Here is a 25,416-nt window from a genome sequence, read left to right on the forward strand (position 1 = left end):
TTTTCGCTGGTAAACCGCAGTGCAGGTGGGGCCAGCGAGGGAAGAATACCTAAAAGTCAAAAATCGGTAACCCACCGTTTACCCACGCACGAAACACTACGTGAGGTTGCTTCCCGCGAGACCGCGGAAACCACAAAGAATTCTCGTCCTTACAAAGGAGCTTAGTAACGTGTCTCAGCCGAATTTGCTTCCCGGTCCCACCGCTGACCTGTGGGATTGGCAGCTTCAAGGCGCTTGCCGCGGCGAAAACTCGGACGTATTTTATCACCCGGATGGCGAGCGCGGCCGTGCCCGCGCCCAACGTGAGAACCGTGCAAAGGCCATCTGCAACTCCTGCCCGGTCATCGACATGTGCCGCGAGCACGCCCTGCAATCCGCCGAGCCCTATGGTGTGTGGGGCGGCATGAGCGAATCCGAGCGCGTGGTGGCGCTGCGCCAGCGCCGCCGCGCCACTGCCCCTGTCAACGCTTAGGACGGGAAACTAGGGGGAGACGAGGGCGTCGGCAAGAAAGCGCCCCGTCACCGAGTCTTGCTGCTCGGCTAAATCGGCCGGGGTGCCGCTAAAGACAAGCTGGCCGCCGGCCGAACCGGCGCCAGGGCCCAAGTCGATGGCGTGATCCGCATGCGCGAGTACGGCCAAGTTGTGATCGATGCAGATGACGGTGTGGCCGGAGTCCACCAGCTCATCCAGCAGCGCCAAGATACGCGCGGTATCCGCCGGATGCAGGCCGGTGGTGGGCTCATCAAGCACCAGCACATCAGCGGTGGACTTCTTATCGCTTAGATGCGCTGCGAGCTTGAGGCGCTGGCGTTCACCGCCAGACAAAGTAGACAGCGGCTGGCCTAGGGTCACGTACCCCAAGCCGACGGTGCATAATGTGTCGCAAATTTTCGCCGCGGCCGGAACCTTGACCTCGCGCAGGAACTCTGCTGCGTGGGAAGCCGAGAGCTCGAAGACATCAGCAATGGTGCGCCCGCCTAAGGTATAGGCCAGCACGTCGGCCGAAAAGCGGCAACCCTGGCAGATTTCGCACGTTACATCTACCCCGCTCATCACCTCTAGCTCCACGTAGACCACGCCCGCGCCATTGCACTTTGGGCAAGCACCTTCAGAATTTGCGGAAAAGAGCGCGGGCTTTACTCCATTGGCCTTGGCAAAGGCCTTGCGGATGGGGTCGAGAACACCGGTGTAGGTCGCGGGGTTAGAGCGGCGCGAACCTTTGATGGGGGCCTGGCCGATGCTGAGCAAGCGCTCCCCTACTGCGGCCGGAATCTCGGCCGTGAGCGAGGATTTGCCAGAACCTGCGACACCGGTAATGACGGTCAAGACGCCTTCGGGAAAATCGACGTCTATGTCGCGCAGGTTATTGCGCTGGGCACCACGGATAGAAGATTTTCCGGTCGGCTCGCGCACGGTCTCCTTCAGCACGACGGGCTCGGACATGTGCCGGGCGGTGGGGGTATCGGCCACGCGCAGTTGTGCGGGAGTGCCGCCGAAGGTAATGCGGCCGCCGTCCCCACCGGCACCAGGACCGAGATCCACCACGTGATCGGCCGCCGCGATGGTAGAGGGATTGTGCTCCACCACCAGCACTGTATTGCCCTTATCGCGCAGCCGCAGCAGGAGGCTATTGATGCGCTCGCAGTCGCTCGGGTGCAGGCCGGCGGTGGGTTCGTCGAAGACATAGGTGACGTCGGAAAGCGCGGAGCCTAGGTGGCGGACCATGCGGGTGCGTTGGGCTTCGCCACCGGAGAGCGTGCCGGCCGCGCGGGCGAGGGTGAGGTACCCCAAGCCGAGCTCGATGGCATTGTCCACGGCCGCGGCGATGGAATCGAGCAGCGGTTGCGCGGCCGGCAGGGAGACGTCAGCGAGCCAGCGGCGCAGGTCAGTAAGCTCCATCTCGCACAGGTCCGCGATGGAAGCATCCTCGATATAGGATTCGCGGGCGTGGCGGGCTAGGCGCGTGCCGTGGCATTCGGGGCAGGCAACGAAGACGACGGCGCGCTCAACAAAAGCCCGCATGTGCTTTTGTAGGCTTTCTACCGGTTTGCTTAGCACGTTCTTGCGCAGGCGCGTGGCCAGGCCCATGTAACTCATGTTGACCCCGCCGACCTTGGTTTTGGTCTCGGTATAGTACAGCGCCTCTTTTTGTTCGGCCGTAAACTCGCGGACGGGAATGTCGGCCGGGTACAGGCCGGATTCGGCGTAGGCGCGCCACATCCAGGAGTCGGGTTTCATGCCGGGGTAGATAATGGCGCCTTCGGCAAGCGAAAGATCCTCGTCGACTAGGCAGGACAGATCGATATCGGAAACGCGGCCGGTACCCTCGCATTCGGGGCACATTCCACCGGTGCGCTCGAAGCGGCGCACCTCCTTGGTGCCGTTGACCTCAATGGCGCCCTGGCCGGAGGCGGAGGGTACGTTAAAGGAGTAGGCCGCAGGGCCGCCGGCGCGCGGGGTGGCCATGCGCGAGTACAGTACGCGCAGCATGGCAGTGATGTCGGTGGCGGTGCCAAAGGTGGAGCGGGAGGAGGCAGCCATAGGCTCCTGGCCCACCACGATGGCGGCCGTGAGATGCTCTAGCTTGTCGACGTCCGGCCGGGCCAACGACGGCATAAACCCCTGCACGAAACCTGGGTAGGTCTCGTTGATAAGCCGCTGGGACTCGGCCGCGATGGTGTCGAAGACCAGGGAGGATTTGCCGGATCCGGATACACCGGTAAAGACGGTGAGCTGGCGCTTGGGGATGGACAGGGAGATATCGCGCAGGTTGTTTTCGCGTGCGCCGGTGACCTTGATGTATTCCACGGCCCTAGTCTAGGCACAACAAAACCCGCCGCGCGGGAAGCGGGGCGGGCGATGTTGGGAAGGTTTAGTGCTGGTGGCCGTGACCGGCGTCAGCAGGCTGCTCTTCCTGTGGCTTTTCCACCACGGAGGCCTCGGTGGTTAGAACCATGCGGGCCACGGAGGTGGCGTTGACCACGGCCGAGTGGGTGACCTTGACTGGGTCGATAATGCCGTTATCGATGAGGTTGCCGTACTCCAGGGTATTGGCATTGAAGCCCTCACCGTTGGACATCTCGGCAACGCGGGAAACGACGACGGCGCCGTCGAGACCAGCGTTTTCGGCGATCCAGAACGCCGGGCGGGTCAGGGCGCGGGCGACGGCGAGAACGCCGACCTTAGCCTCGCCCTCGAAGCCCTCGGCGAAGGACTCGAGTTCCTTGGAAATCTGGACCAGCACGGAACCGCCGCCGGCGATGACGCCCTCTTCAACGGCCGCGCGGGCCGCGTTGATGGCGTCTTCGACGCGCAGCTTCCGCTCGTTTACCTCGGTCTCGGTAGCGGCGCCGACGCGGATAACGGCCACGCCGCCGGAGAGCTTTGCCAGGCGCTCCTCGAGCTTTTCCTTATCCCAGGTGGAATCGGTGCGCTCGATCTCGCGACGGATCTGCTCGCGGCGTTCCTCTACTGCCTCAGCGGTGCCGCCACCATCGACGATGACGGTGTCATCCTTGGTGATGGTCACGCGGCGGGCAGAACCCAGCACGTCGAGGCCCGCCTCGTTGAGGTTGATGCCCACCTCTGGGTCGATGACGGTGGCGCCGGTAACGACAGCCAAGTCATCCATGAATCCCTTGCGGCGCTCGCCAAAGTACGGGGCCTTAACGGCAGCGACCTTGAGCACCTTGCGGATGGAGTTGACAACGAGCGCCTGCAGTGGCTCGCCCTCGACGTCTTCCGCAATGATGAGGGTCGGGCGGTTGGTCTCGGCAATCTTCTCCAGCAGCGGCAGGAAGTCCGGCAGGGAGGAGATCTTGTTGCGGACGAGCAATACTGCGGCGTCGTCCAGCACGGCGTGGTAGGTCTCTTCCTCCGTAGCGAAGTACGGGGAAAGGTAGCCCTTGTCAAAGGAAATGCCCTCAGTGACATCGACGGCGGAGTCGATGGTCTGGGATTCCTCGACGGTGACAACGCCGTCCTTGCCCACCTTGTCCATGGCGCCGGCGACCATCTCGCCAACCTCCGGGTCGCGGGAGGAGACGGTAGCTACCTGCGCGATTTCGGAAGAGGAGTTGACCGCGGTGGCCCGGGCCTTGAGCTCCTCGACGGCCTTTTCGGCCGCCGCCGCAATGCCGCGGTTGAGCTCGATCGGATTGGCGCCGGCCGCTACGTTGCGCAGGCCTTCGAAGATAAGCGCCTGGGCCAGCAAGGTAGCGGTGGTGGTGCCGTCACCAGCGGTGTCATTGGTCTTGACCGCAACGGACTTGACCAGCTGCGCGCCGAGGTTCTCGAAGGGCTCCTCGATGTCGATATCGCGGGCGATGGTCACGCCGTCATTGGTGACGGTGGGGCCGCCGAAAGCCTTGGACAGCACGACGTTGCGGCCGCGCGGGCCGAGGGTGACCTTGACGGCATCAGCCAGCGTATCGACGCCGCGCTGGATTCCCTCGCGGGCTTCTTGGTCGAATGCAATAAGCTTTGCCATATTTGGGCCTACTTCTCGATGACGGCGAGCAGGTCACGGGAGGACAGCAGCAGGTACTCCTCGCCGTTGTACTTCAGCTCGGTGCCGCCGTACTTGGAAAAGACCACGGTATCGCCTTCGTTGACGCCTACCGGGGTGACCTCACCCTTGTCGTTGGTGCGGCCTGGGCCTACTGCAACGACGGTAGCTTCCTGCGGCTTTTCCTTGGCAGAATCCGGGATGACCAGGCCGGAAGCGGTGGTGGTTTCAGCTTCTACGATCTGTACGAGGACGCGGTCCTCGAGAGGCTTGATGTTTGCCATGATGTTTCCTCCGTAGTGTTCGTATGCGCGCCGGCATGGCGCGCGCGTGCCGGTTGTGGATGTCCAGCACAGCCGTCGTCGCGGGTGAACAACTGTGGGTCAAACAACCTGATTAGCACTCTACCCTCGTGACTGCTAACCCTCAACAATGGCTCGGCCCACATTTCTACGCCCTCAGCGATCCCCTCAGCGCTCCCGTTGCCCGGCGCGCACGAAGCCGGCAAGCGCCAGCTTGACGACGCCCAGTGCGATAAACATGGCACCAAAGACTACGGCAAAGGCGGGCCACCACAGCTCCTCTATCAGCGTCCGACCGAAGGAGGCTTGTGGGGTGAGGAGGTGGTGGAGAGGGAGGAGCGTCGCCAAGCACAGCGCCCAGACCACGCCGGCCGCGGTCAGGGTGAGGCAGGCTGCTTCTCCCACTTGCACGCGCGCCCAAGCCGAAGGGGCAGCGCCCGCCAAGGTGAGGCCACGAATATCGGCCGCGATGCGCCCGTGCATAAGCAGCGAGGTAAGCACGGCGCTGACAATGCTAGGGGTAAAGACTGGCCCTAAAAGGGCGACGAAGACTTGCCAGGAGGACAAGGTGCCGCCGGCGCCTGCGTCATTCCCAAAGCGCAGGCCCGAGCCGACGGCGACGATAAAGCCGCCAACGAGCACCCATGGCACGATGTGCGGCGTGGAAAAGCACCGGCGCACGCGCACATTAGCCCCAGCGATGCCGGCCGCGCGGGTCCATTGATCCAGGACAGGCATAAGCCAGGGCAAAAAGAGCGCGACGAGGATGACTAGGCCCATCTCGGCCGAGAGGAGGTCGCCGGGATCATCGATGTGCAGGCATCCGTAGACCGTACCGCCGACGGCCGCGGACGCGAGCAGGAATTTCACCATGAGCCACGCCGGGTGTGCGGTAATGCGCGGCCGAAAGACTCGGCGCAGTGGAGGGAGCGCGCCAACCAGGGCCGCGGACATGCAGACGGCTACTGCAATGCCGGTGACCTGGCCGGTTATGGCAATGTCTGGCATGGGGATGCCGTCGCTGCGCAGGGCGCGCACGCACGGTGTAAGCAGCGGTCGGGCCGGCAGCACACCGAGGAGCCCAGCGGCCGCGCTGACCGCTGCGACTTGGCCCAGGATGAAAGCGAGGATCATCCACCCGGGCATACCCACCATGCGCCAGGAGCGGTAGACCGGCTCGCGCTCGGCAATGATAAGGCGCATCTGCGATAACGTCACCAATACCACCACACACAGGGCCATGCCTAGCACCGTGCCACCCAGCGGGCCGGCGGGGTCTTCTTCGGCCCCGGAGGAAGCCACCAGCATGGCGAGCGCCAGGGTGCACGAGGTGGAAGAAACTACCAGGGTCAGCGCCACGGCCAGCCACGATAGCCAATTGGACTGTAGGTCCTTAAGCCACACCAGCATGAGCCACCTCCTCCAAGGAAATGATCCGGTCGGCCGCTTCGGCGGCGAGGTGCGAGTGAGTCACCATGACCACGCTGGCGCCATCGCGGGCGGCGGCGCGCAGGTGGGAAAGGACGGTGGATGCGGTGGCGTCGTCAAGCGCGCCCGTGGGCTCGTCAGCGAAGATATAGGGCGCCTGAGCCAGCAGTGCCCGGGCGACGGCCACGCGTTGCTGCTGCCCGCCAGAAAGCTGTGCGGGCAGGCGGCACTCTAAACCAGCAAGACCAAGCGAATCAAAGACCTCTGCCACCTGGCCGCGTGTAGGGCGTCGGCCAGAAAAGTGCGCGGTCAAGGTGGCATTGCGCTTGGCGTTGAGGGATTCCAGGAGGTTATAGTCTTGGAATACAAATGCACGCTGCTTGCGCCCCGGCGCGTTAACTCGGCCGGAAGTGGGCTTATCTAGCCCGGATAGCAGGTTCAGGAGCGTGGTTTTGCCGCTTCCTGAAGGCCCCATGATGGCGACGAATTCGCCTGGGGAGATGGACACATTGACGCGATTGAGGACGGTGCGGCGGCCGTAGCGCTTGCTGAGGTTGTCTGCTTTTAACATGCCTTTGATTCCACTCGGCCGCGCAGAAGAAAGACATGGGGCGGGCTGCCCGGAAAATGGTAGAGCTAGCTCTACTGCCCCACCCTGGCTAAGGCGGCTAGGCTCATGGGTTATGCGAACCCTCAAAGCCTGCGCGTGGAGCCTCGTCCTCGGCGCGCTATTTATCCCGGCGTTGGTGGTTTCGGTGTTGATGCTGCCGTGGATTCCGCTGGTAGGACGCGCCGCGGAATTTGTCGGCCGGTTGGGTGCGCAGTGGATGGGCGTGGAGATCCCGCCCCGGCGCGCAGGCCGGTGGTTTGATTGGCAGCAGTTTTATCACCTTATTTTGCAGCTATTGATTTCGGCTGCATGCTTTGCCGCGTGGACGGCCTTGGGCTTTACAGCGGGTGTGCTGATAATTGCGCCTTTCGTGCCAAAGACCGAATTCTCCTTTGGCGAGTGGTCTACCTCCAACCGGCCGCTGATTTTCTTTACCTGCTGGCTGGCCGCTCCGCTGCTGGTGGCTTTATTGGTGGGGCTCAACCGCCTCTTGGTCTTGGCGTCGACCTCGCTGACTCGGCTGGCGTTGAGCCCCTCGGCCGAGGAATTGGCGGCCTCGCGCGCGACGCTTATTGATGCCTTCTCCGGCGAGCGGCGCCGCATCGAGCGCGAACTGCACGATGGTCCACAGCAGTACCTCACCGCGCTCAAGCTCAACTTGGCTGCGGCAAAATTGCAAGCCCCTCCTGAGGCGCAACCGGCCTTGGCCGATGCGGAGCATAATGCCTCATTGGCTTTGGCCTCCCTGCGCGCGACGGTGCGCGGCATTGCCCCGCAGGTGCTTTTCGACGCCGGTTTAATCCCCGCCCTCGACGAACTCCTCGCCCACTCCGGGTTGGAGACCGAACTATACGTAGAAGGCGTCGAGCGCTCAGTGGATGAGACCACTGCCCTGCTGGCTTACCATGCGGTGGCCGAGGCGCTTACCAATGCTTCCAAGCATGGCGCGGCCTCTAAGGCGGTGGTAACGGTTGCTTTCGGGCAGTCACTGCGCCTTGACATCGTTGATAATGGCACCGGGCCCGGACCCTGCCCCGACCTCGGCCCCACGGCCAAGGAGCCAGCTGGGACGGGCACCGGCCTCGCCGGGCTGCGCGAGCGCGCCGCCGCATTGGGCGGCACGGTAAACTTTGCCGCGGCTCATGACGCTGCCGCAGGCGAACGCGGCGGACGGCTGCTGGTCGAATTACCGCTGAAGGAGGCGGAATGAAACTACTATTGGCGGAAGATTCCGCGCTATTGCGCGCGGGGCTCGAGCAGCTACTCAGCGCTCTGGGGCATAGCGTTACGGCAGCCACGGATGCCGAAGAACTACGCGCCGTTGCTAGGCAGGAAGATTTTGACCTCATTATCAGCGATGTGCGCATGCCACCGACCATGACCGACGACGGCCTGCGCGCCGTGCATGATCTGCGGGCGGCCAACCCCACCCAGCCAGTGGTAGTGCTAAGCCAATACGTAGCGGCAAGCTATCTTGACCGCCTCTTGGAGCATGGCGGATTCGGATACCTGCTCAAGGAACGCGTTTCTGATGTGGAAGAATTCGTGCGCACGCTAGACGAGGTCGCACGCGGCGGCACCGTGGTGGACCCAGAGGTGGTCACTGCGCTGCTCTCTGCAAAGCGCAGTGGCCTAGCCCAGCTCACCGCCCGCGAACGAGAGGTCCTGAGGCTTATGGCCCAAGGATTGAGCAATAAAGAAATTGAAGACACGCTCGTGCTCACCGCCGGAGCAGTAAGCAAACATGTCTCCAATGTGTTTATGAAGCTCGGGTTCCGGCCCGAGGACTCCAACCGGCGGGTAAAGGCCGTATTGGCGTGGCTGCGCCACACCGAGCGCTAGCCACACCCGCCACACCCGGGCGCGATGCTAGTTACTTCTTCGAGCTGAGCCCACCGAAAATATCGCTGGAGCTCAGGGAGCTGCTGCCTTCCGGATCCTTAGGCACCTCTGGCGCGTCCGGATCGGTGGAGTCGGCGGGGTCGGTGGCGTCGTCGGCAGGCGCAGCGCCGCGGTCCTTCTTCTTGAGCGAAACCTTGTCCACCAGAGTGTTATCAGCTTCGTTGAAGGTGGTGAAGGTGAGCTTGTCATCGGAGACATCCACGCGCATGTAGTCCTCGGTGTAGTCCTGGCGCCACATTGCGGTGGACTCATGGGCAAGCCTCGGATCGATGGTCTCCATTCGCGCGCCCTTGTGCTTTTTATTATTGACATCGGTGAAATCGTAGTACTTGCCGCCACCCGCAGTGGTGGTGGTCAGGTACAGCGCCTCGCCGTCCTTGGGCTCGAGGACGTCGCCGCGCTGCGGCTTCTTTTCCGGCAGGACCGGCTTATTGTTCTTCATCAGGTGGCTGCGGGTGTAGATGTGGTCGTGGCCGGAGAGCACGGCGTCGACATTGAGCTCAGAAAGCACCGGGGTGAGCTTCTCGCGCAGGTTGGTGACGTCCTTATCAAAGTGATGCGAGCCCTGGGAGTACGGGCCGTGGTGCATGCCGACGACGATCCAGTCATTATCCGCGCCGCGGGATTCGATTGCCTCGCGCAGGAATTGCTCGTGGCGGGCGATATCGGCGTCGGAAGAAGCATTGGAGTCCAAACCGATAAAGAGCACGTTATTGCGCTCGAAGTAGTGGTCGCGGATATCGTCCGCCTGGTGTGGGTTGGAGAAGTGCTCATCATGATGCTTCATGGTGAGGTTATAGGTCTCATGGTTGCCCGGGATCGTATTGGTAGGAATGTGGCGAATCTCCGGAGCGGAGAAGTATGCATCGTACTGCGGTACCTGCGCGCCCCACCCCTCAACCTGGTCACCCAGGGACCAGATCATGCTGGCATTCGGCACATGGGAAGCCGCGTGACCGATGGTCTTGCGCCACTGCTCGGCTTGGTCATCCACCTTAAGATCCACGCCGATCTGCGGGTCTGCGACGGTAAGGAAGGACCAGTCATCGCCATTGGAGCCGGTGTTGAAGGTCTCTGGCTCGGACCAGCCGCCTTCTTCGGAGCCAACGCGGTAGGAGTACTCGGTATCCGGCTGCAGATCGGTAGCGGTGGCAAACTGGGACTTATACAGCAGGGCGCCGTAATCGCGCTCGTCGGCGCGGAAGGTCTTGGTGCCTTCTGGGCCAGTGACCTCAAGGACCTCGTCTGCCTTGGACTTCGTGCGCCAAGTGACCATAACCTGGGATTCATCCTCGCCCGGCTGCAGAATGGTGCGGTAGATGGGAGAATCAGCGGCCAGCGCTGGGGTGGCGGGCACGAGGGCGGTGGCGCCACCCACGGCGAGGGCGGTAACGAAGGAGGCGACGAAGCGCGATGAACGGAGCATATAGTTTTCACCTTTTGAGTCTGAGAAGAAGCGGTACGGCTCCCTAGAACACCATAAGAATGTGAACACCGTATTACGGGCGTGCGAAAAGCGCTTGAACCCTACCTGTGAAGGGCGGGGCTTAGAGGCTCTTATCGGAATTGATAACGGCCGCGCGCCAGAGCGTGTACTCCTCCGGGTTGTCTTCGCGGTAGTTCTTGACGGCGCGAATGCCCTGTTCTACGGACTCGATGACGGCATCGATGGTGGTGTCTTCGCCCTCGGCATCGACGAAAATGACCGGGCCGCAGATGGAGCGGATGGGGTCCTGCAGGAAGGCAGCGTTGCCGGTAGCGGCCGCGTTGCGCGCCAGAGAGGCTACCGGGTTAGGCTCGGCTCCTTCGGCCTTGGCTTCGGGGTTGTAAAGCGCCGCATAGGTGGTGCCATCCTCTTGGAATACAACGGAGACGCGGTCCTCGGTGGTGCCGCCCAAGAACTGGTTGGCGTGCTCCAGCTCGAACTCTAGCTTGCGGCGGGTGAGATCAGGGTTGACAAGGAAACCGACGGTCATGAGAGAAAGCTCCTTCAGAAAGCCAAGAGGGCATGAACGCCTTTAGAGTACCGGCCCCGCGCCCCGCCTGCAGCGCGAGCGAGAAGAACTTTAGGTTAACTGCGGCTCTTCCACGTCCATCTGGGTATCGGTACCTACACCGAGGCCAGAAGGCTGGGCACCTTCATGGATGAGTTGCGCGCCGATGGCCGCGATCATCACCCCGTTATCGGTGCACAGCGAAAAGCGCGGCACGCGCAGCTCCACCCCAGCGGCGGCGCAGCGCTCGGCGGCTAGCTCACGCAGGCGGGAATTAGCGGCCACCCCGCCTCCCAACAGCAACACGCGGGCACCGGTATCCTCACAGGCACGCACGGCCTTGGCGGTCAGGACATCGGCCACGGCTTCTTGGAAGCTGGCACAGACATCCTCCATGCTGATGGTCTCCCCCGCTTTTTCGGCACGCTCGACGTAACGGGCCACGGAGGTCTTGAGCCCGGAGAAGGAGAAGTCGTGGCGGTGCGGGCCGCGCAAATCCTCGGCGCGGGACATGCCGCGCGGAAAATCGATAGTGGCTTCGCCGCGGGCGGCGAGCTTATCAATCACCGGGCCACCGGGGTAGCCCAAACCTAGGAGGCGGGAGACTTTGTCGTAGGCTTCACCGGCGGCGTCGTCAAGCGTAGAGCCCAACTCGCGCATGGGCTTGCCGACGGCCTCTACTTCCAACAGCTGCGTATGCCCGCCCGAGACCAGAAGGGCCACCGCGTGCGGCAGCTCTTCGCCTTCCAAGTTGGCCACGGCAACGTGGCCGCCAAGGTGGTTAACGCCGTAGAAAGGCACGCCCCAGGCTGCGGCATAGGCCTTCGCGGCCGAGGCGCCCACCAGCAGTGCTCCAGCTAGGCCGGGCCCTACGGTAGCGGCGATGGCATCCGGCTTGGCGATGCCCGCCTCATCGAGCGCAGCCTGCATCACCTGCGGCATGGCCTCAAGGTGGGCGCGGGAGGCGATTTCTGGGACGACGCCGCCGAAACGCGCATGCTGCTCCATGGAGGAAGCAACGGCATTGGCGATGATTTCCATGTGGCCGTCCTCGCGAAGCTCGACGATGCCCACGCCGGTTTCATCGCAGGAGGACTCGATGCCCATGATCTTCATGACTGCTCCTTAATCTTCTTGGCGCTCGGACTGGCGCGGGCGCACCATCACGTGCGCATCCGCCCCGGAAGGTTGGTAATAGTTCTTGCGGATCCCCTGCTTGGCAAAGCCAAAGCGCTCATACAGGCCAATGGCTAGATCATTGCCCACACGGACCTCGAGAAACACTGGGGCATCCTTAAGATCCGCGATATGGCAGATATTATCCATCATCATCCGCGCAATGCCGCGGCGCTGCGCGGCGGGGTCGACACCAATGGTGTGGATTTCAAATTCGGGGTCCGCGGCTGGGCCCATCATGCCGATGCCCGCATAGCCTAGGAGCTCCACGGGTTCCGGCACCTCGAGTGCACCTTCCACCCCGAAATAGAAGTTGAAGGGCTGGGCCATTTCCTGGTGGAAAACTCCGCTGGACCAGGAGGTTTCTCCGGGGAAAAGGACCTTTTCCAGCTCGGCGCACCGAGGTGCATCGGCCGGGGTTAGCTCGCGCAGCTTCACAGCTCGACCTTGGGGATGGCGGCAGACAGCTGTTGCTTCTTCGGCGGGACCGCGTCCGGACGGCGCAAGTACAGCGGCACCACTGGGGCCGGTTCTGCATTCAGGTCAGCTACAGCAACGAGCGCCGCTGCGGTGGGCTGGGCTTCGCGCCGCGGCAGTGCGGCGAGCTTCTCCGGAAGCTGTGTGGCGAGACGCTCGGGGATGATGACCTCGGCGGTAGAGGTAAGTTTCACCTCGATTTCGGCCGGTTTACTTACCTCAGGGCCAGCAATGCGCTGCACACCGGAGTCGGTTGCGCGGTAGGTGGCCCAATAGATCTCTTTGCGGCGCGCATCAGTAGCCACCAAGGCAGTGGCCTCGCCGTCCGCACCTGCGGGGTGCGCTTCGAGGTCTGCAGCAAGGGCAATAGCATCGTGGGTGCATACGCCGTGGAGGGGGATCGAGAGGGCGTCGGCAAGAGCGGAGGCCGTCGCCATGCCCACGCGCAACCCAGTAAAGGGACCTGGGCCCACTCCGGTCACCACCGCATCGAGGTCCGCATACTCTAAGCCCGCCTCAGCAAGAACATCGGCGATCGTAGGGATAAGCAGCTCATTGTGGGCGCGGGTATCCTCCAACACACGCTGGTTGGTCTGCCCTGTTGCGGTATCCACCACCCCGGTAACCAAGGCGGTAGTGGCCGTGTCGATCGCGAGGACGCGCATTAGCCGACCAGCTTCCAGGTTCCATCCTTACGCTCGAACGCCAGCGGCTGAGCGCCCTGGACCATTGGTACGCCGCCATCAAGGCTCTGGCCCTGCTTTTCCATGGCCTTGACCTGCATGTCAATCATCTCGCATACCTCGACCTTTTCCGGATCCAGCTCCTCGATAAAGGGCTTAGCGCTCTGGGAAATGGCGACGGCGTAGCTCTTGCCCTCTGGGACCTTGCCGTCCTCAAAGGAAATGTTCTTGGTATCGATCTGCGCCTCTTCGACCTTGTCTTCCTTCATGCCTGGACAGATGAAGCCAATGGCAGCGTAATCCTTGCCATACACATCGGAAGGAATAAGGCTCATTACGTCCAGATTATTGGGTGCCTTTGACAGCGTGGAAGAAAGGTTGCCTTCCAACGGATTGTCCTCGCGCAGGGTGGATGCAGCAAGGAGAACCATCAAGACAACAATAAAGATGGCGATGATGGCGGCGGTGAGGTTGCGAGCGAATTTAGTCATGGGGTGAGTAAGGCTCCTTGAAAAGTTTTTAAGTTTCAGGCGGGCGGCGGTCTGTCTGGCAACCGATGCTACCTGGCTAACCGCAACACAAACCCACAGGGTAGTGCCTGCCAGTGTAGGCGGGCGAGCCTGTGGGTGAGTAATTAACGCGATATATCGGGGCTATAGCAACAGCAGAAGCAGCACCTGTGAAGCGATAATCTTGCCAATAATCGTGGTGGGATACACCGTGGCCCAACCACGCCCGGCTAGCTCGGTGCCGGTTTGATCGCGGATATAGGCAAAGACGGCCGGATTGGTGGTCATGCCAGCCGCACAGCCCATGGCCTCGTCCCACTTCAGCTTCAGCACCAGCATGCCGATGACACCAATAAGAATGGCAGAGGTCAGGGTGATGATAAGGCCCACGCCCATAATGGTCAGGGAGGAAGGATCCGTCAGGGCATCGCGGAAAGAGGCACCGGCCGAGGTACCCACGCCGGCAAGGAACAAGGTAAGGCCCATATTGGACAAGGTCTCACGGGTTTGAAATGGCATCTGCCAGTTCAGACGACCAGTGCGATTGAGGTAGCCCAGCAGCAGGCCGACGACCACGGGGCCGCCACCAAAGCCCAGCTGCAAGGTGGAGCCGCCAGGCATCGGAATCGGGATGAGGCCAAGCAGCATACCCAGCGTCAGGCCGATGGCCATGGACAGCAGATCAGCATTACCCAAAGCGGCTTCAGAGTCACCGAGGTACTTGCGCACATAAGGCAGGCGACTCGGGCTGGTTACCACGCGCACGCGATCCGAATAGTTGAGTACCGTATCCGGGTGCGGAACGAGGTCTTTATCGCCCTTGCGGATTCGTGCGATGATAAAGCCGTGGTCAAGAGCCTTGATCTCGCGCACCGATTTGCCGGCAATCTCCGGGTTGGACACGGTAACGCGGGTGTATTTTAGGCCGGCATCCTCGGTAAGCTCCACCGGGTATTCCTCGCCTAGGATTTCGATGGCCTTATCGACGGCCTCTTCTGAGCCGTTGAGCAGATAGGCCTCGCCCTCGCACAGCGGCATCTCTGGCACGGCGAGGCGGTGGCGCTCCTCGTCCGAGATGATACGAGTAGCAACCACAGTCTGCCCGGTAACGCGGTAGATGTGACCAGCGGAATCATTGAAGTTTTTGGTCAAACGCACGCCTTTAACTACCAGCTCGGCGGGAATCATGCCCTCTGCGCGGGCATCTTCCTCATGGTTGACCTTGACCACCTTGGCGCCAATGGCGGCGACCAGGATCGCACCGATCACCGCGCCGGGGTAAGCCAAGGAGTAGCCAACAACCGGGGTGGAATCGCCCACCATTTCCACCACGGCGGCCATACCTGGCGTGGAGGAGAGCGAACCGGCAAACATACCGGAGGCTTCTGGCACGCTAAGGCCAAAACCGCGGATGAGGCCATAGCCTACCACTACCAAGATGACCAGCATGCCCAGCATAAATACGGTGAGCTTCCAGCCGCGGGTTTTGAACTCGCGGACAAAAGAAGGGCCAAAACTTAGGCCAATGGCATAGACGAAAATAGCTAGGCCAAATTGATAGACCAAGGGCGGGATCTGAATATCAGGATTGGCGGTAGATAGACCTAAGGCCACGAACATCGCGGCCGCAGCACCGAGAGAGATGCCGAAGAGCTTGATCTTGCCAATCGCTAGACCCACCGCCATGATGACGAAGAGAGATAGCAAAGGACTTGAAGCGAGAAAATTCAACACCCCTATAGAATTACGTGCCGGTTATACCCGGATCAAATCCTCCGCTTAGGACTTTTATCACTTAAACTTCCTTAAGGCGGACAAGTGTTTCAAATACCACCCTGCCAGGACCAGGTAAAGCGGCGCACATCCTCGGCTGCACCCGCATACTCGGCTGGCTCGCGGTCGATGCTTATAAACAGGTAGCGCTCCGCAATTTGCTCCACTAGTCCCCCGCCCCATTCGGCGATGACCACGGCTTCTTCCAACTCCGTATCCAGGTCTAGGGCGTCAAGTTCGCCGAGCGGATCTCCGGAGTTGGCCCCGCCCTCATCCAACAGCCGGTAGGCATCCACATGCACGAGGTCCGGGCCGCCCACCGTAGTGCGATGTACGCGGGCAATGACGAAGGTCGGCGAGGTTACGCGCCCCTTGACTCGCATGCCCTTGGCGACGCCCTGGGTAAGCGTCGTCTTCCCCGCACCCAACGGCCCATCCAGAATCACCACATCGCCGGCCTCGAGCGCCGCACCCAGTTCTTCACCGAAGGCGTAGGTTTCTTCCACCGTGGATAGGTCGCGACTGCCAGATTCCGGAAAGCTACTGCGCATCTTCTTCTCCTATATATTCGCGTTCGGTGCGGCCACCGGGCAGGCAGACAACCTCGTAGTTAATGGTTCCTGCTGCCGCGGCGAGATCCGTGGCCGATATTCCCCCGTTGCCAAAGATCACGGCTTCTTGGCCTGGCTCTACGCCATGCGGGTTATCACCCAAGTCCACCACGATCTGATCCATACAGATTCTTCCTACCTGTGGGTAGAGGTGCCCACCAATGCCCACGTGCAGGTCCCCCTGATAACCGCGCGGCAGGCCATCGGCGTAGCCGCAATCCACCGTGGCTAAGAAACCCGGCTTATCCGCCTTCCAGGTCAATCCATAGCAGGTGCCCTCCCCCGGCTGAATGGGCTTTACATTAAAAATCTGCCCGGACCAGGTCATGGCTGGGCGCAGGCCATGCTCGCGCCCTCCAATCGGTTCCAAACCATAGCAGGCGACACCTACGCGCACCTGCTCGAAATAGGAGGAAGGACGAGTCAGCACCGCGGGCGAATTGGCCAGGTGGTTAACCGGGCACTCCAGCCCAATTTCGCGCGCGAGCCGCAGGGCCGTGCGGAACGCCTCTTCTTGGGCGTCATTGTGCGGATTATCCGGCTCATCGGCACACGCAAAGTGGGACATGAGGCCGAGCACCTTGATGTGTGGGGCGTCGCGCAGCACCTTAAAGGTCTCTGCCCAATCCTCCTCATCCACGCCGGAGCGATGCATACCGGTTTCCACCTTGACGTAAATCTCCGCAGGAATTTCGGACTTGACTAATTGATGCGCTTGCTCGAGGGAGTTGACCGCCACCTCAATGCCGCAGGCAAGCGCCTCTTCGAGGATTTCTTCCGTCTGCCAGATCCATGCCACGATGGGTGAATCCACGCCCGCGCGGCGCAGCTCCACGGCCTCCCGCAGGGTGGCCACACCAAAGCAATCCGCGCCCGCGCGCGCCATCACCGGAACTACCTTGGCGGCGCCGTGCCCATAGGCATCGGCCTTGACCACGCACATGAGCTTGACCTCAGGCCCCACCTTTTCCTTGATGAGGCGAACGTTGTGCGCAATGGAGGAGAGATCAATGGTGGTTTTCAGCATGCCCACCATTGTGCCACTGCTCACCCTTTTGCTGAATTCGAAAAGGCTGTTTCCGGCCTCCAGCATCGTACCTGCGTGAAGATACGCACTTGCAAAAACGAATTGCCCCCTTACCTCCCACGCAAGAAACGCGGCGGGTAAGGGGGCTTAGCCGGTGCCGTTCGGCGTGGATTACTCCACGGTCACGGACTTGGCCAAGTTTCGTGGCTGATCCACGTCGTAGCCCTTGGATTTTGCTACGTGCGCAGCGAAGATCTGCAGCGGCACGGTGGCCAGCAGCGGCTGCATGAGGGTCGGCGCCTTCGGGATGCGGATGACGTGGTTAGCGTAATCCTCCACGGCGGTATCGCCTTCTTCAGCAATCACGATGGTGATGGCACCGCGGGCGCGGATCTCTTGGATATTGGAGACGACCTTGGAATGCAGGGAGTCGCGGCCGCGCGGGGACGGCACAATGACGAAGACCGGCTGGCCTTCCTCAATCAGCGCAATCGGGCCGTGCTTGAGCTCACCTGCGGCAAAACCCTCGGCGTGCAGATAAGCGATCTCCTTGAGCTTCAGTGCGCCCTCAAGTGCCACAGGGAAGCCGACGTGGCGGCCCAGGAAGAGCACTGATTCCGCGTCCTTCATGGAGTTGGCCAGATTGGCCACCTGGTTTTCCTCGTCGATGACGCTTTGGACCTTCTCCGGCATGTGGCGCAGCTCAGCAAGAACGCTCTGGATCTCATCGGCGAACATATTGCCGCGCAGCTGGGCCAGATAGAGGCCAAGCAAGTAGGTAGCGGTAATCTGCGCCAGGAACGCTTTGGTGGAAGCCACGGCGATTTCCGGACCGGCGTGGGTGTAGAGCGCGGCATCGGATTCGCGCGGGATGGACGAGCCCTGGGTATTGCAGATAGCAATAACCTTGGCGCCCTGCTGGCGGGCGTGGCGCACGGCCATCAGGGTGTCCATGGTCTCGCCGGACTGGGACAACGCGACAACGAGGGTCTTCTCGTTCACGATGGGATCGCGGTAGCGGAACTCGTGGGCGAGCTCAACCTCGGTAGGAATGCGGCACCAGTGCTCGATGGCGTAGCGTGCCACGTGGCCGGCATAAGCGGCGGTACCACAGGCGATGACGATGATCTTGTCGATGGACTTCAGCACGGTCTCATCGATGCGCAGATCATCGAGGGTCAGCTGGCCTTGTTCATCGAAGCGGCCAAGCAGGGTATCGCGCACAGCAGCGGGCTGATCGTGGATTTCCTTTTCCATGAAGGAATCGAAGCCACCCTTTTCAGCAGCGGCGGCATCCCACTTGATTTCAAAAGGCTTGCCCTGTGCAGGGTTGCCCTTATAATCGGTGATTTCTACCTCGTCAGCGGTGATGGTCACGACCTGGTCGTTGTCCATCTCCACGGCGGACTTGGTGTAATCGATGAAGCCGGATACATCGGAGCCGAGGAAATTCTCGCCCTCACCCAAGCCGATAACCAGCGGGGAGTCACGGCGAGCGGCAACGATGCGATCGGCCTGCTCGGCGTGGATGGCCAGCAGGGTAAACGCGCCCTCGAGGCGGGCGCAGGTCAGCTGCATTGCCTTGGTGAGGTCACCAGCGGCCTCGTTGTGGAAGACATCGCCCAGCAACGTAGCGGCAACTTCAGTATCGGTCTCGGAGACGAAGTTATAGCCCTTGTTCAAAAGCTCGGACTTGAGCTCGGCAAAGTTCTCGATGATGCCGTTGTGCACCACGGCGAGCTTTCCGCCATCGACCACGTGCGGGTGCGCATTCAGGTCGGTGGGGCCACCATGGGTAGCCCAGCGGGTATGGCCGATGCCCAGCACAGAGTCAGGCAACGGACGCGCTTCAATCTCAGCGTCCAGCGCAGCGACCTTACCGGCCTTCTTGCGCCAGCTGATGTCTCCATCGGCGTACATTGCTACGCCAGCGGAGTCATAGCCGCGGTATTCCAAACGGCGCAGCCCTTCCAGAACTACGTCGAGGGCGAAGTAATCACGGTCACCACCAGCGTGACCAATATATCCAACAATTCCACACATGGTTGCTGATTTTACAGCACAAGGGGCAAAGCTCTAGGCGGGCGGGGCGTCGGCAAGCAGGGCACCACACCCCACCCGCTAGTGCGCTGGGAAAACTAGCGCGTCGCCTGCTCCAAGAGTTCCAAAATGTGGTGGTAATCCTCGCCGGTAGCGCGGGTTAGGCCAAGCTCGCAGGTGCGGTTGGTCGAGGCGTGATACTGCGCGCCGATTTCCTTGACTTGCGCTGCCTCGGCGCGGGTAGCGGCTTCTGTAAGCTCCGGGTGGAGCATGCCGCGGTCGCCAGCATAACCACAGCAATTCCAGTCAGTAGGAATGTGGACCTCGGTCGCTGCGGCGCGGGCTACCGTTTCTAGATCCTCCATCATGCCGAGCTGGAACGACGAGCAGGTGGGGTGCACGGTCACGGAATCGACTGGGTTGTGCACATCGAGCTGCGGCAGGAGGGTATCGGCCGTAAAGCTAATCGCGTCAATGACGGTAATGCCCACGGATTCCAACATGTCCTTAAAACCGGCGGTACAGCTGCTGGCGTCCACGATGACCGGCAGGCGCGCACCATCGGTGGCGTCCATGACGATATCGCGCACGCGCTGCTCCATCGCATCGTGGCCGGCCTGCATGCCCTTGGACGCCCATGGCGTGCCGCAGCAGAGCTTGTCGATGCCCTCCGGAACCTCCAGCGCTACCCCGGCGCGCTCCAATAGAGTAACGAACGCATCGGTAGTACCCTTGCCACCACCCTGCGGGCCAAACATAGTGTTCACGCAGGCTGGCAGGTAAATACCAGTGGTCTGCGCGTAGCGGTCTCCCACGCGCCCGGCCAAGCGGCCGCGGGACTTACCGCCCTTGCCCAGCTCCGGCTGGTATTGCGGCAGGTTATCCTCACCGAGGAGGCTGCGACCCACATCGGTGACCTTCTTGACCAGCTCGGTGGGAAGCAGGTGCGCGCCGGTCAGCGCCAATCCGGCACCTTGACTGACCACCTGCCAGTTCTTGGCTGCAGCTCCCCATAGCTTTTGCTGCGCCGGCTGGGCCTCTTCGCGGCGCAGGCGCTTGATGAACTTACCGGTATCGATGCCCACTGGGCAGGCGGTGCGGCACATCGAATCCACGGCGCAGGTTTCGATGCCCATGTACTCGTATGCCTGATCCAGCTCGGCCACTAGTTGGCTATCGCCGGCTTCTTCCGCGCGCTTGCGGGCGCGGCGCACGACGATGCGCTGGCGTGGGGTCAGCGTGAGGTCACGCGACGGGCAGACCGGCTCGCAGTAGCCGCACTCTACGCAGCGGTCCACTTCCTCTTCCACGGTGGGGTTGAGCTTGATGTTTTTGATGTGTGCATCCGGGTCATCGTCCAAGATGACGCCTGGGTTCATGGTGTTGGTGGGATCGCAAGCCCGCTTGAGCTCCTGCATGACCTCGTAGAGCTCGTCTCCGTACTGGCGGCGCACATACGGCGCCATGGCGCGGCCGGTGCCGTGTTCTGCCTTGAGGTTGCCCTCGGCAGAAAGGACCAAGTCCACCATGCCCTCGTTGAAGTCGTTATAGCGGCCAATGGCGTCATCGCCTTCAAAGCGGTCCGTAAGCAAGAAGTGAATATTGCCGTCCTTGGCGTGGCCGAAGATGACGGCATCGTCATAGCCATAGCGGGTAAATAGTTCCTGCAATGAGGAACAGGTATCAGCCAGGTCGCCGACGGGTACCACGATGTCTTCCAAAAGGGCCGTCGTACCGGACGGGCGCGCCTCAGCCACCTGGGCGTAGAGGCCCTTGCGGAAATTCCACGCGGCATTGCGAGCGGCGGTGTCTGCAGAGAAAGCAGCCGGGGACTGCAATGGCAGCTCGCGCAAAAGCTGCGAGCCCTTGCCTTCCTTATCGCGCAACTCCTCTTCCGCATCCGCATGGTATTCAATGAGCAATGCGGCCTGCTTGTCCACATCGAACCCAGTGATGGCCTGCGGGACATTATCAAAGCCTTGGCCGACGCGAATGGAGGCGGAGTCCATAAGCTCTAGGGTGGCGGCCCCGGTATCCAGCAGGGCCGGCAGGGACTTGGTGGCAGCGGTGAGGTCATCAAATACAGCCACCGTGGTGGTGGTCAGCTTAGAAATCGGCACGGTGCGGAATACGGCCTCCGCGATGAAGGCCAGGGTTCCCTCCGAGCCGATAAGCAAGTGCTCGAAAAGCTTGACCGGGCTATCAAAATCCAGGAAAGAATTGAGTCCATAGCCCATCGTGTTTTTCAGCTGGAAGTGGCGGCGGATAATATCCACGGACTCTTGGTTATCGCGCACGCGGCGCTGCAGGCGGATAAGCGTGTCCACCAGCTCCGGTTCCTGCTCTTGGAACTGCCGGTCTGCGTCCGGATCGGCGGTGTTGATCACGGTGCCGGTGGGCAGTACGAAGGTCAGCGATTCCAGGGTGTTATACGTATTGAGCTCGGTGCCGCAGGCCATACCGGAGGAGTTATTAGCCACTACGCCGCCGATGGTGCAGGCAGACTCGCTGGCCGGATCCGGGCCGAGCTTGCGGTTGCGCAGGCCCAAGCGAGCATTAACTTGGCGCACCGTGACACCAGGCTGGACGCGCACGCGCTTGCCTTCATCAAGCACTTCGATACCGCGGAAGTGCTTGCGCACATCCACCAGATAGCCATCACCAGAGGCTTGGCCTGCCAGGGAGGTGCCGCCGGAGCGTAAGGTCACCGGAACATTCTGCTGCCGGCCCGCACGGAAGATAGCGGCGACATGCTCGGCCGAATGAGCCTCAATGACTGCCTTAGGGGTGTATAGGTAATGCGAGGCATCGGAGGCATGCGCCACACGGTCGATGACCTCTGTCTTTACCTCCATCCCGTAGCGATTAGAAAGTTCTTCCACATCAACGACGCCGGTAGTCATGTACCGCAGCCTGCCTTCCCAGAAATAAAAGAGTACGTAGTTGTTCACACATTGCACTCCCCTGCGCGCACAGGCGCAAGTTAGGAGGGGCTTAGCACGCCCCGCCTTCCACACCCGCGGCCCGCCCAGTTCTGGTGCAGAATTTCTCTACTAAACGGTTACCCTTTCCCCGCCTGGCGGGGGATCTTCATCTATCCTGGAATGCGTGTCTGCGAATTTGAATAAACATCTAGCAACGTTGTCGAAGCGTGGCCGCAACCGAGTTTTGGTTGGCGACCTTGACTATGCCGGAGTTACCGGCAAGGTTTATACCCCCGCGGAGGGCCAGAGTCTGCCCGCCGTGGCCTTTGGCCATGACTGGATGCACAAAATTAAGGATTACCACGCCACCCTGCGCCACCTAGCCAGCTGGGGCATCGTCGTGGTAGCCCCCGATTCTGAGACCGGCCCCTTCCCCGACCACCGCAACCTAGCCGCGGATATGGAATCCGCACTGCAGATTGCCGCCGGTGTAAAGCTCGGCGCCGGAAATATTACGGTCTCTCCAGGCAAGCTCGGCATGATTGGCCACGGCATGGGCGGCGGCACCGCCGTACTCGGCGCCGTGGATAATAAGAAGGTTGCCGCCGTCGCTGCGATTTATCCTTCCATCACCGCCCCGTCCGCGGTACAGGCCGCCCGCAACCTCACCACTCCGGGCTTAGTCATTGGTGCCGGCCAGGAAGATATCTTCAATGCCGGCAACCCCGCCAAACTGGCCCATAACTGGAAAGGCCCGGTATGCTTCCGCGCCATCAACAAGGGCAGCCACGCTGGCTTTACCGAGGATCGCCTGCGCAAACTGGCCATCGGAACTGCAGCTTTCCAGTCCGGCCCCACCGAGATCGCCCGCGGTTTGGTCACCGGATTCTTGCTGGCCACCCTCGATGGAGATTCCAAGTATGACGCCTTTGCGGATCCAGAGGCCAGCGCGAAGAAGGTTGAAAGCCTAGTGGGCGAGGACCTAGCCGAGCGCGCCGGCGTAACCCGCGACGCCTAAGGATTTATCCCCTCCGCAGCACAGATTGCACCTGCCCCGACGCGTTCCTAGAGCGCGCCGGGGCCGCGCTATATCGGGGCCTTTGCCCCGCCGCTTGCCGACGCCCCACCTGTCCTTTCTCCCTCCTAGCTTGTTCCACGGCCTTATCCGCAGACTTTTCTAGCTCGTCTTGCGCTTTCGCCAGTGTTTTTTCGAATTCCAACAGCCGCTTGGCTGTCCTTTCGCGAAAGCCCTGCGCGAATTCGGCGAAGTCATTATTCATTACCACTGCCCTGCCTTTCGTGCCTTAACGGATGGTTCTTCCGGCGCGGGCACAGCCTCTGGCTGCGGTGCCGGCGCTTGCTCTGGCGCTGGTGCTTCTTCTGGCGCTGGCTGCGGTGCCGGCGCTTGCTCTGGTGCCGGTGCTGGCTCAGGTACAGGGGCCGGATCCGGGGCCGACGCCGGTGCCTCCGCTGGACCGTCTGCTTGGAGGTGCGCCACCTTCTCCGGTGGCGGTGCTGGTTCCTCTACCTGGGATAACTCTGGTGGAGGTGGCACCACCCCGTCATCAGTAGGTTGTTCTGGTTCAGGGCAGGGCTCCGCTTCGGGCTCAGGTTCTGGTTCCGGCTCTGGCTCTGGGCAAGGGTCGGGCTCAGGAACGGGCTCCGGTTCCGGCTCTTGCACCGGGCAATCCGCCTCGGACATATTCTCCAAGCACTGCGCGGCACCTTCCACGATGAGGCCCACGCCTACCAAAGCGATTCCGGCACCGACCAGACCAAGGCTGCCGCTGCACGAGGATTCAATATCGCAGCTTTCAGCGTTATTCTGGGTCGACTCCTCACACTCCTCCGTGCGCTCCGAGCATAAAGTTTCCTCGCTTGAGCCGGAGTCAGCGGCAGTGTCAGTATCCGCTTCAGGCTTGGGCTCGGGCTTGGGTTCTGGTTCTGGGCACGGTTCTTCTACCCGCTGCGGTTTCTCTGGTGGCTCCTGCGGTGGGATGATTTCTGCCTGCGCCGGAGTAGTGGCTTCTACGGGGCGCGGGGATTCTGGCGGGCACTCCGTCTGCAAGTCTGGCTTAGGTGCCGGCTTATCGGGGACTGGCTTGCTGTTCTGCTCGGGCTCGGGCTCAGGCACGGGGCACTCTGCCGGTGGAGTGGGCGCTGGTGTCGAGGGTGGCACCGGCTGTGGCGCCGTGGGCGTGGTCCGGCTCTTATCCGGTTCAGGCTCTGGTTCCGGCATGGGCTTGGGCTCTGGTGGGCACTCCGCCTGGACGGGCTCGGTAGGCTGCGAGGGCGGAGGCGGGCACTCTTCCTTCGGCATCGGCTTAGTGGAAGTAGGAGTGTCCGGGCATTTTTCTACCGGTGCGGGGCAGGCATCATCTGTAGGTTTCGCCGGTGTCGGGCATTCTTCCGGCAATGGGCGCTCACAGACACACTCGCAGCGGGATTCAAACTCGCTATAGCAGGACTCGATCGCATCATCACGGTCGCGGCAAGTGCTGGCGATATTATGGTTTGTCTCTTCGATAACGCGGCCGCCGATGGTGGAAAGAATCGGGATGATAAACCTGGCCAGAGGGTGTTTGGTGGCGACCATGGACAAGATATTCAGCAGCGGGATGACCGCAGAGATGAGCTCGGTAAGGGCGGTATCGGAGACATCGACGACGTCGGCAATAGCGCCCGAACATTGCTCCGCCGAACTAGTCAGGTGTGCGGCGTCCTGGCGGTCAATGTCGAAGTCATCCTGCACACCGCATAGGTGCTCGCACATGGCGCCTTGGGCAACCTCGGAATCGTCCTGCTGCAAATAACCCGCCAGGCCGGCCCCGCCGCCTTTCGGGCGATTGCCACCCACGGCCGCAACGGTATTTTTCACCAGATTTTCGGGCGCGATTCCATCGACCGCACCGACCAACTCACCCAGTAAATTCATCGGCATGCTTGGGCCCGAATAGCTACCCAGGCACGCCATCTGGAATTGCGAAATGGCGTTGGAATAATCCCCCAGCAGGGATTTTGTCAGCGTACTCACTAGCGGGCCGCCTCCCCGCCGCGAGCGAATGAGCCGCCAAAGGACTCATCAAAATCTGCAAAAGCGCGGATCTGCTCATGCGCTGCTTGAGCGGTGGCGGATAGATTATCCAACCGCCAGGCCCCTCGCTCATGTATCCGCGCCAAAACATTGCGAATGCGCTCCCCGTGGCTGCCGAAATTGCGCCCAGCCGCGGCCACAGGAAAATCCGGCACCTCGGCCCTGTGGGCATCGCGCTGCTCGTCGTTATCGGCCACAACCTGCTGTAGTGCGGACATCGCCTCCGAGGGGCGAAGAAAAACCTCAGACATTGGTGTATTCCCCCAAATCCATATGCGGTAAAAGTGCTCACCTTCATTGGACTGGGGTTTACGCCAAATGGTTCCCTAGGTTTTCAAAAATCTTCCGCACCAAGCAT

Annotated in this window: 22 protein-coding genes; 4 read left to right on the top strand and 18 right to left on the bottom strand. The window is 61.6% G+C overall.

Going from position 1 to position 25,416, the window contains the following annotated elements:
- Positions 1-169 precede the first annotated feature (169 nt).
- Positions 170-472, top strand: coding sequence for a WhiB family transcriptional regulator (locus L8V01_RS07005; protein WP_269946400.1), 303 nt, complete (start codon positions 170-172; stop codon positions 470-472).
- A 9-nt stretch (positions 473-481) separates the two neighbouring features.
- On the opposite strand, the gene L8V01_RS07010 is transcribed toward L8V01_RS07005, so the two are convergent.
- The 5 genes from L8V01_RS07010 to L8V01_RS07030 form a co-directional block, all read right to left on the bottom strand.
- Entirely contained in the window at positions 482-2,809 is a 2,328-nt protein-coding gene (locus L8V01_RS07010) for an excinuclease ABC subunit UvrA (RefSeq protein ID WP_269946401.1), read from the bottom strand.
- A gap of 64 nt (positions 2,810-2,873) precedes the next feature.
- On the bottom strand, positions 2,874-4,490 hold the full coding sequence (groL, locus tag L8V01_RS07015; RefSeq protein WP_239278078.1) for a chaperonin GroEL: 1,617 nt from the start codon (positions 4,488-4,490) through the stop codon (positions 2,874-2,876).
- 8 nt (positions 4,491-4,498) lie between these two features.
- Positions 4,499-4,792 carry a co-chaperone GroES gene (groES, locus tag L8V01_RS07020; protein WP_005322702.1) on the bottom strand — a complete coding sequence of 98 codons (294 nt, stop codon included), beginning with the start codon at positions 4,790-4,792 and terminating at the stop codon, positions 4,499-4,501.
- A gap of 186 nt (positions 4,793-4,978) precedes the next feature.
- On the bottom strand, positions 4,979-6,220 hold the full coding sequence (locus L8V01_RS07025) for an FtsX-like permease family protein (protein ID WP_269946402.1): 1,242 nt from the start codon (positions 6,218-6,220) through the stop codon (positions 4,979-4,981).
- Entirely contained in the window at positions 6,204-6,809 is a 606-nt protein-coding gene (locus L8V01_RS07030; RefSeq protein WP_269946403.1) for an ABC transporter ATP-binding protein, read from the bottom strand. Before L8V01_RS07030 ends, L8V01_RS07025 begins: the two co-directional genes overlap by 17 nt.
- A 112-nt stretch (positions 6,810-6,921) precedes the next feature.
- Between L8V01_RS07030 and L8V01_RS07035 the strand changes: the two genes are divergently transcribed.
- Positions 6,922-8,058 carry a sensor histidine kinase gene (locus L8V01_RS07035; protein WP_269946404.1) on the top strand — a complete coding sequence of 379 codons (1,137 nt, stop codon included), beginning with the start codon at positions 6,922-6,924 and terminating at the stop codon, positions 8,056-8,058.
- Entirely contained in the window at positions 8,055-8,690 is a 636-nt protein-coding gene (locus L8V01_RS07040; protein ID WP_269946405.1) for a response regulator, read from the top strand. The genes L8V01_RS07035 and L8V01_RS07040 overlap by 4 nt, the downstream gene beginning before the upstream one ends.
- 31 nt (positions 8,691-8,721) lie before the next feature.
- Here the strand turns inward: L8V01_RS07040 and L8V01_RS07045 are convergent, their stop codons facing one another.
- The 11 genes from L8V01_RS07045 to L8V01_RS07095 form a co-directional block, all read right to left on the bottom strand.
- Positions 8,722-10,176: a purple acid phosphatase family protein gene (locus tag L8V01_RS07045; protein ID WP_269946406.1), complete on the bottom strand. Its 1,455-nt coding sequence runs from the start codon at positions 10,174-10,176 to the stop codon at positions 8,722-8,724.
- A 121-nt stretch (positions 10,177-10,297) separates the two neighbouring features.
- Positions 10,298-10,726, bottom strand: coding sequence for a hypothetical protein (locus tag L8V01_RS07050; protein ID WP_005322709.1), 429 nt, complete (start codon positions 10,724-10,726; stop codon positions 10,298-10,300).
- Between the two features lie 90 nt (positions 10,727-10,816).
- Positions 10,817-11,860, bottom strand: coding sequence for a tRNA (adenosine(37)-N6)-threonylcarbamoyltransferase complex transferase subunit TsaD (tsaD, locus tag L8V01_RS07055; protein ID WP_269946407.1), 1,044 nt, complete (start codon positions 11,858-11,860; stop codon positions 10,817-10,819).
- A gap of 9 nt (positions 11,861-11,869) precedes the next feature.
- The gene (gene rimI, locus L8V01_RS07060; protein WP_269946408.1) at positions 11,870-12,358 is read right to left on the bottom strand and encodes a ribosomal protein S18-alanine N-acetyltransferase; all 489 of its coding nucleotides are present in this window, start codon (positions 12,356-12,358) and stop codon (positions 11,870-11,872) included.
- Positions 12,355-13,062 (bottom strand): tRNA (adenosine(37)-N6)-threonylcarbamoyltransferase complex dimerization subunit type 1 TsaB, encoded by a 708-nt coding sequence (gene tsaB / locus L8V01_RS07065; RefSeq protein ID WP_269946409.1) that lies wholly within the window; start codon positions 13,060-13,062, stop codon positions 12,355-12,357. The genes rimI and tsaB overlap by 4 nt, the downstream gene beginning before the upstream one ends.
- Positions 13,062-13,571 (bottom strand): hypothetical protein, encoded by a 510-nt coding sequence (locus tag L8V01_RS07070; RefSeq protein ID WP_269946410.1) that lies wholly within the window; start codon positions 13,569-13,571, stop codon positions 13,062-13,064. Before L8V01_RS07070 ends, tsaB begins: the two co-directional genes overlap by 1 nt.
- A gap of 162 nt (positions 13,572-13,733) precedes the next feature.
- A complete protein-coding gene (locus L8V01_RS07075) occupies positions 13,734-15,323 on the bottom strand; it encodes an aspartate:alanine exchanger family transporter (protein ID WP_269946411.1) in 1,590 nt (529 codons plus the stop codon).
- 89 nt (positions 15,324-15,412) lie between these two features.
- Positions 15,413-15,913 (bottom strand): tRNA (adenosine(37)-N6)-threonylcarbamoyltransferase complex ATPase subunit type 1 TsaE, encoded by a 501-nt coding sequence (tsaE, locus tag L8V01_RS07080; protein WP_269946412.1) that lies wholly within the window; start codon positions 15,911-15,913, stop codon positions 15,413-15,415.
- On the bottom strand, positions 15,903-17,006 hold the full coding sequence (gene alr, locus L8V01_RS07085; protein ID WP_269946473.1) for an alanine racemase: 1,104 nt from the start codon (positions 17,004-17,006) through the stop codon (positions 15,903-15,905). Before alr ends, tsaE begins: the two co-directional genes overlap by 11 nt.
- A gap of 165 nt (positions 17,007-17,171) precedes the next feature.
- A complete protein-coding gene (glmS, locus tag L8V01_RS07090) occupies positions 17,172-19,043 on the bottom strand; it encodes a glutamine--fructose-6-phosphate transaminase (isomerizing) (protein WP_269946413.1) in 1,872 nt (623 codons plus the stop codon).
- 95 nt (positions 19,044-19,138) lie between these two features.
- Positions 19,139-21,943: an FAD-binding and (Fe-S)-binding domain-containing protein gene (locus tag L8V01_RS07095; RefSeq protein WP_269946414.1), complete on the bottom strand. Its 2,805-nt coding sequence runs from the start codon at positions 21,941-21,943 to the stop codon at positions 19,139-19,141.
- Between the two features lie 205 nt (positions 21,944-22,148).
- Here L8V01_RS07095 and L8V01_RS07100 point away from each other — a divergent pair, with 205 nt between their 5' ends.
- Positions 22,149-22,982, top strand: coding sequence for a dienelactone hydrolase family protein (locus L8V01_RS07100; RefSeq protein ID WP_269946415.1), 834 nt, complete (start codon positions 22,149-22,151; stop codon positions 22,980-22,982).
- Positions 22,983-23,243: 261 nt separating this feature from the next.
- Here L8V01_RS07100 and L8V01_RS07105 read toward each other — a convergent pair whose 3' ends face one another.
- Together L8V01_RS07105 and L8V01_RS07110 are read right to left on the bottom strand one after the other, a co-directional pair.
- Positions 23,244-24,998 carry a hypothetical protein gene (locus L8V01_RS07105; protein WP_269946416.1) on the bottom strand — a complete coding sequence of 585 codons (1,755 nt, stop codon included), beginning with the start codon at positions 24,996-24,998 and terminating at the stop codon, positions 23,244-23,246.
- Positions 24,998-25,309 carry a hypothetical protein gene (locus tag L8V01_RS07110; protein WP_269946417.1) on the bottom strand — a complete coding sequence of 104 codons (312 nt, stop codon included), beginning with the start codon at positions 25,307-25,309 and terminating at the stop codon, positions 24,998-25,000. Before L8V01_RS07110 ends, L8V01_RS07105 begins: the two co-directional genes overlap by 1 nt.
- Positions 25,310-25,416 lie beyond the last annotated feature (107 nt).

The sequence above is a fragment of the Corynebacterium curieae genome (genome assembly GCF_027570035.1).
Classification (GTDB): domain Bacteria; phylum Actinomycetota; class Actinomycetes; order Mycobacteriales; family Mycobacteriaceae; genus Corynebacterium; species Corynebacterium curieae.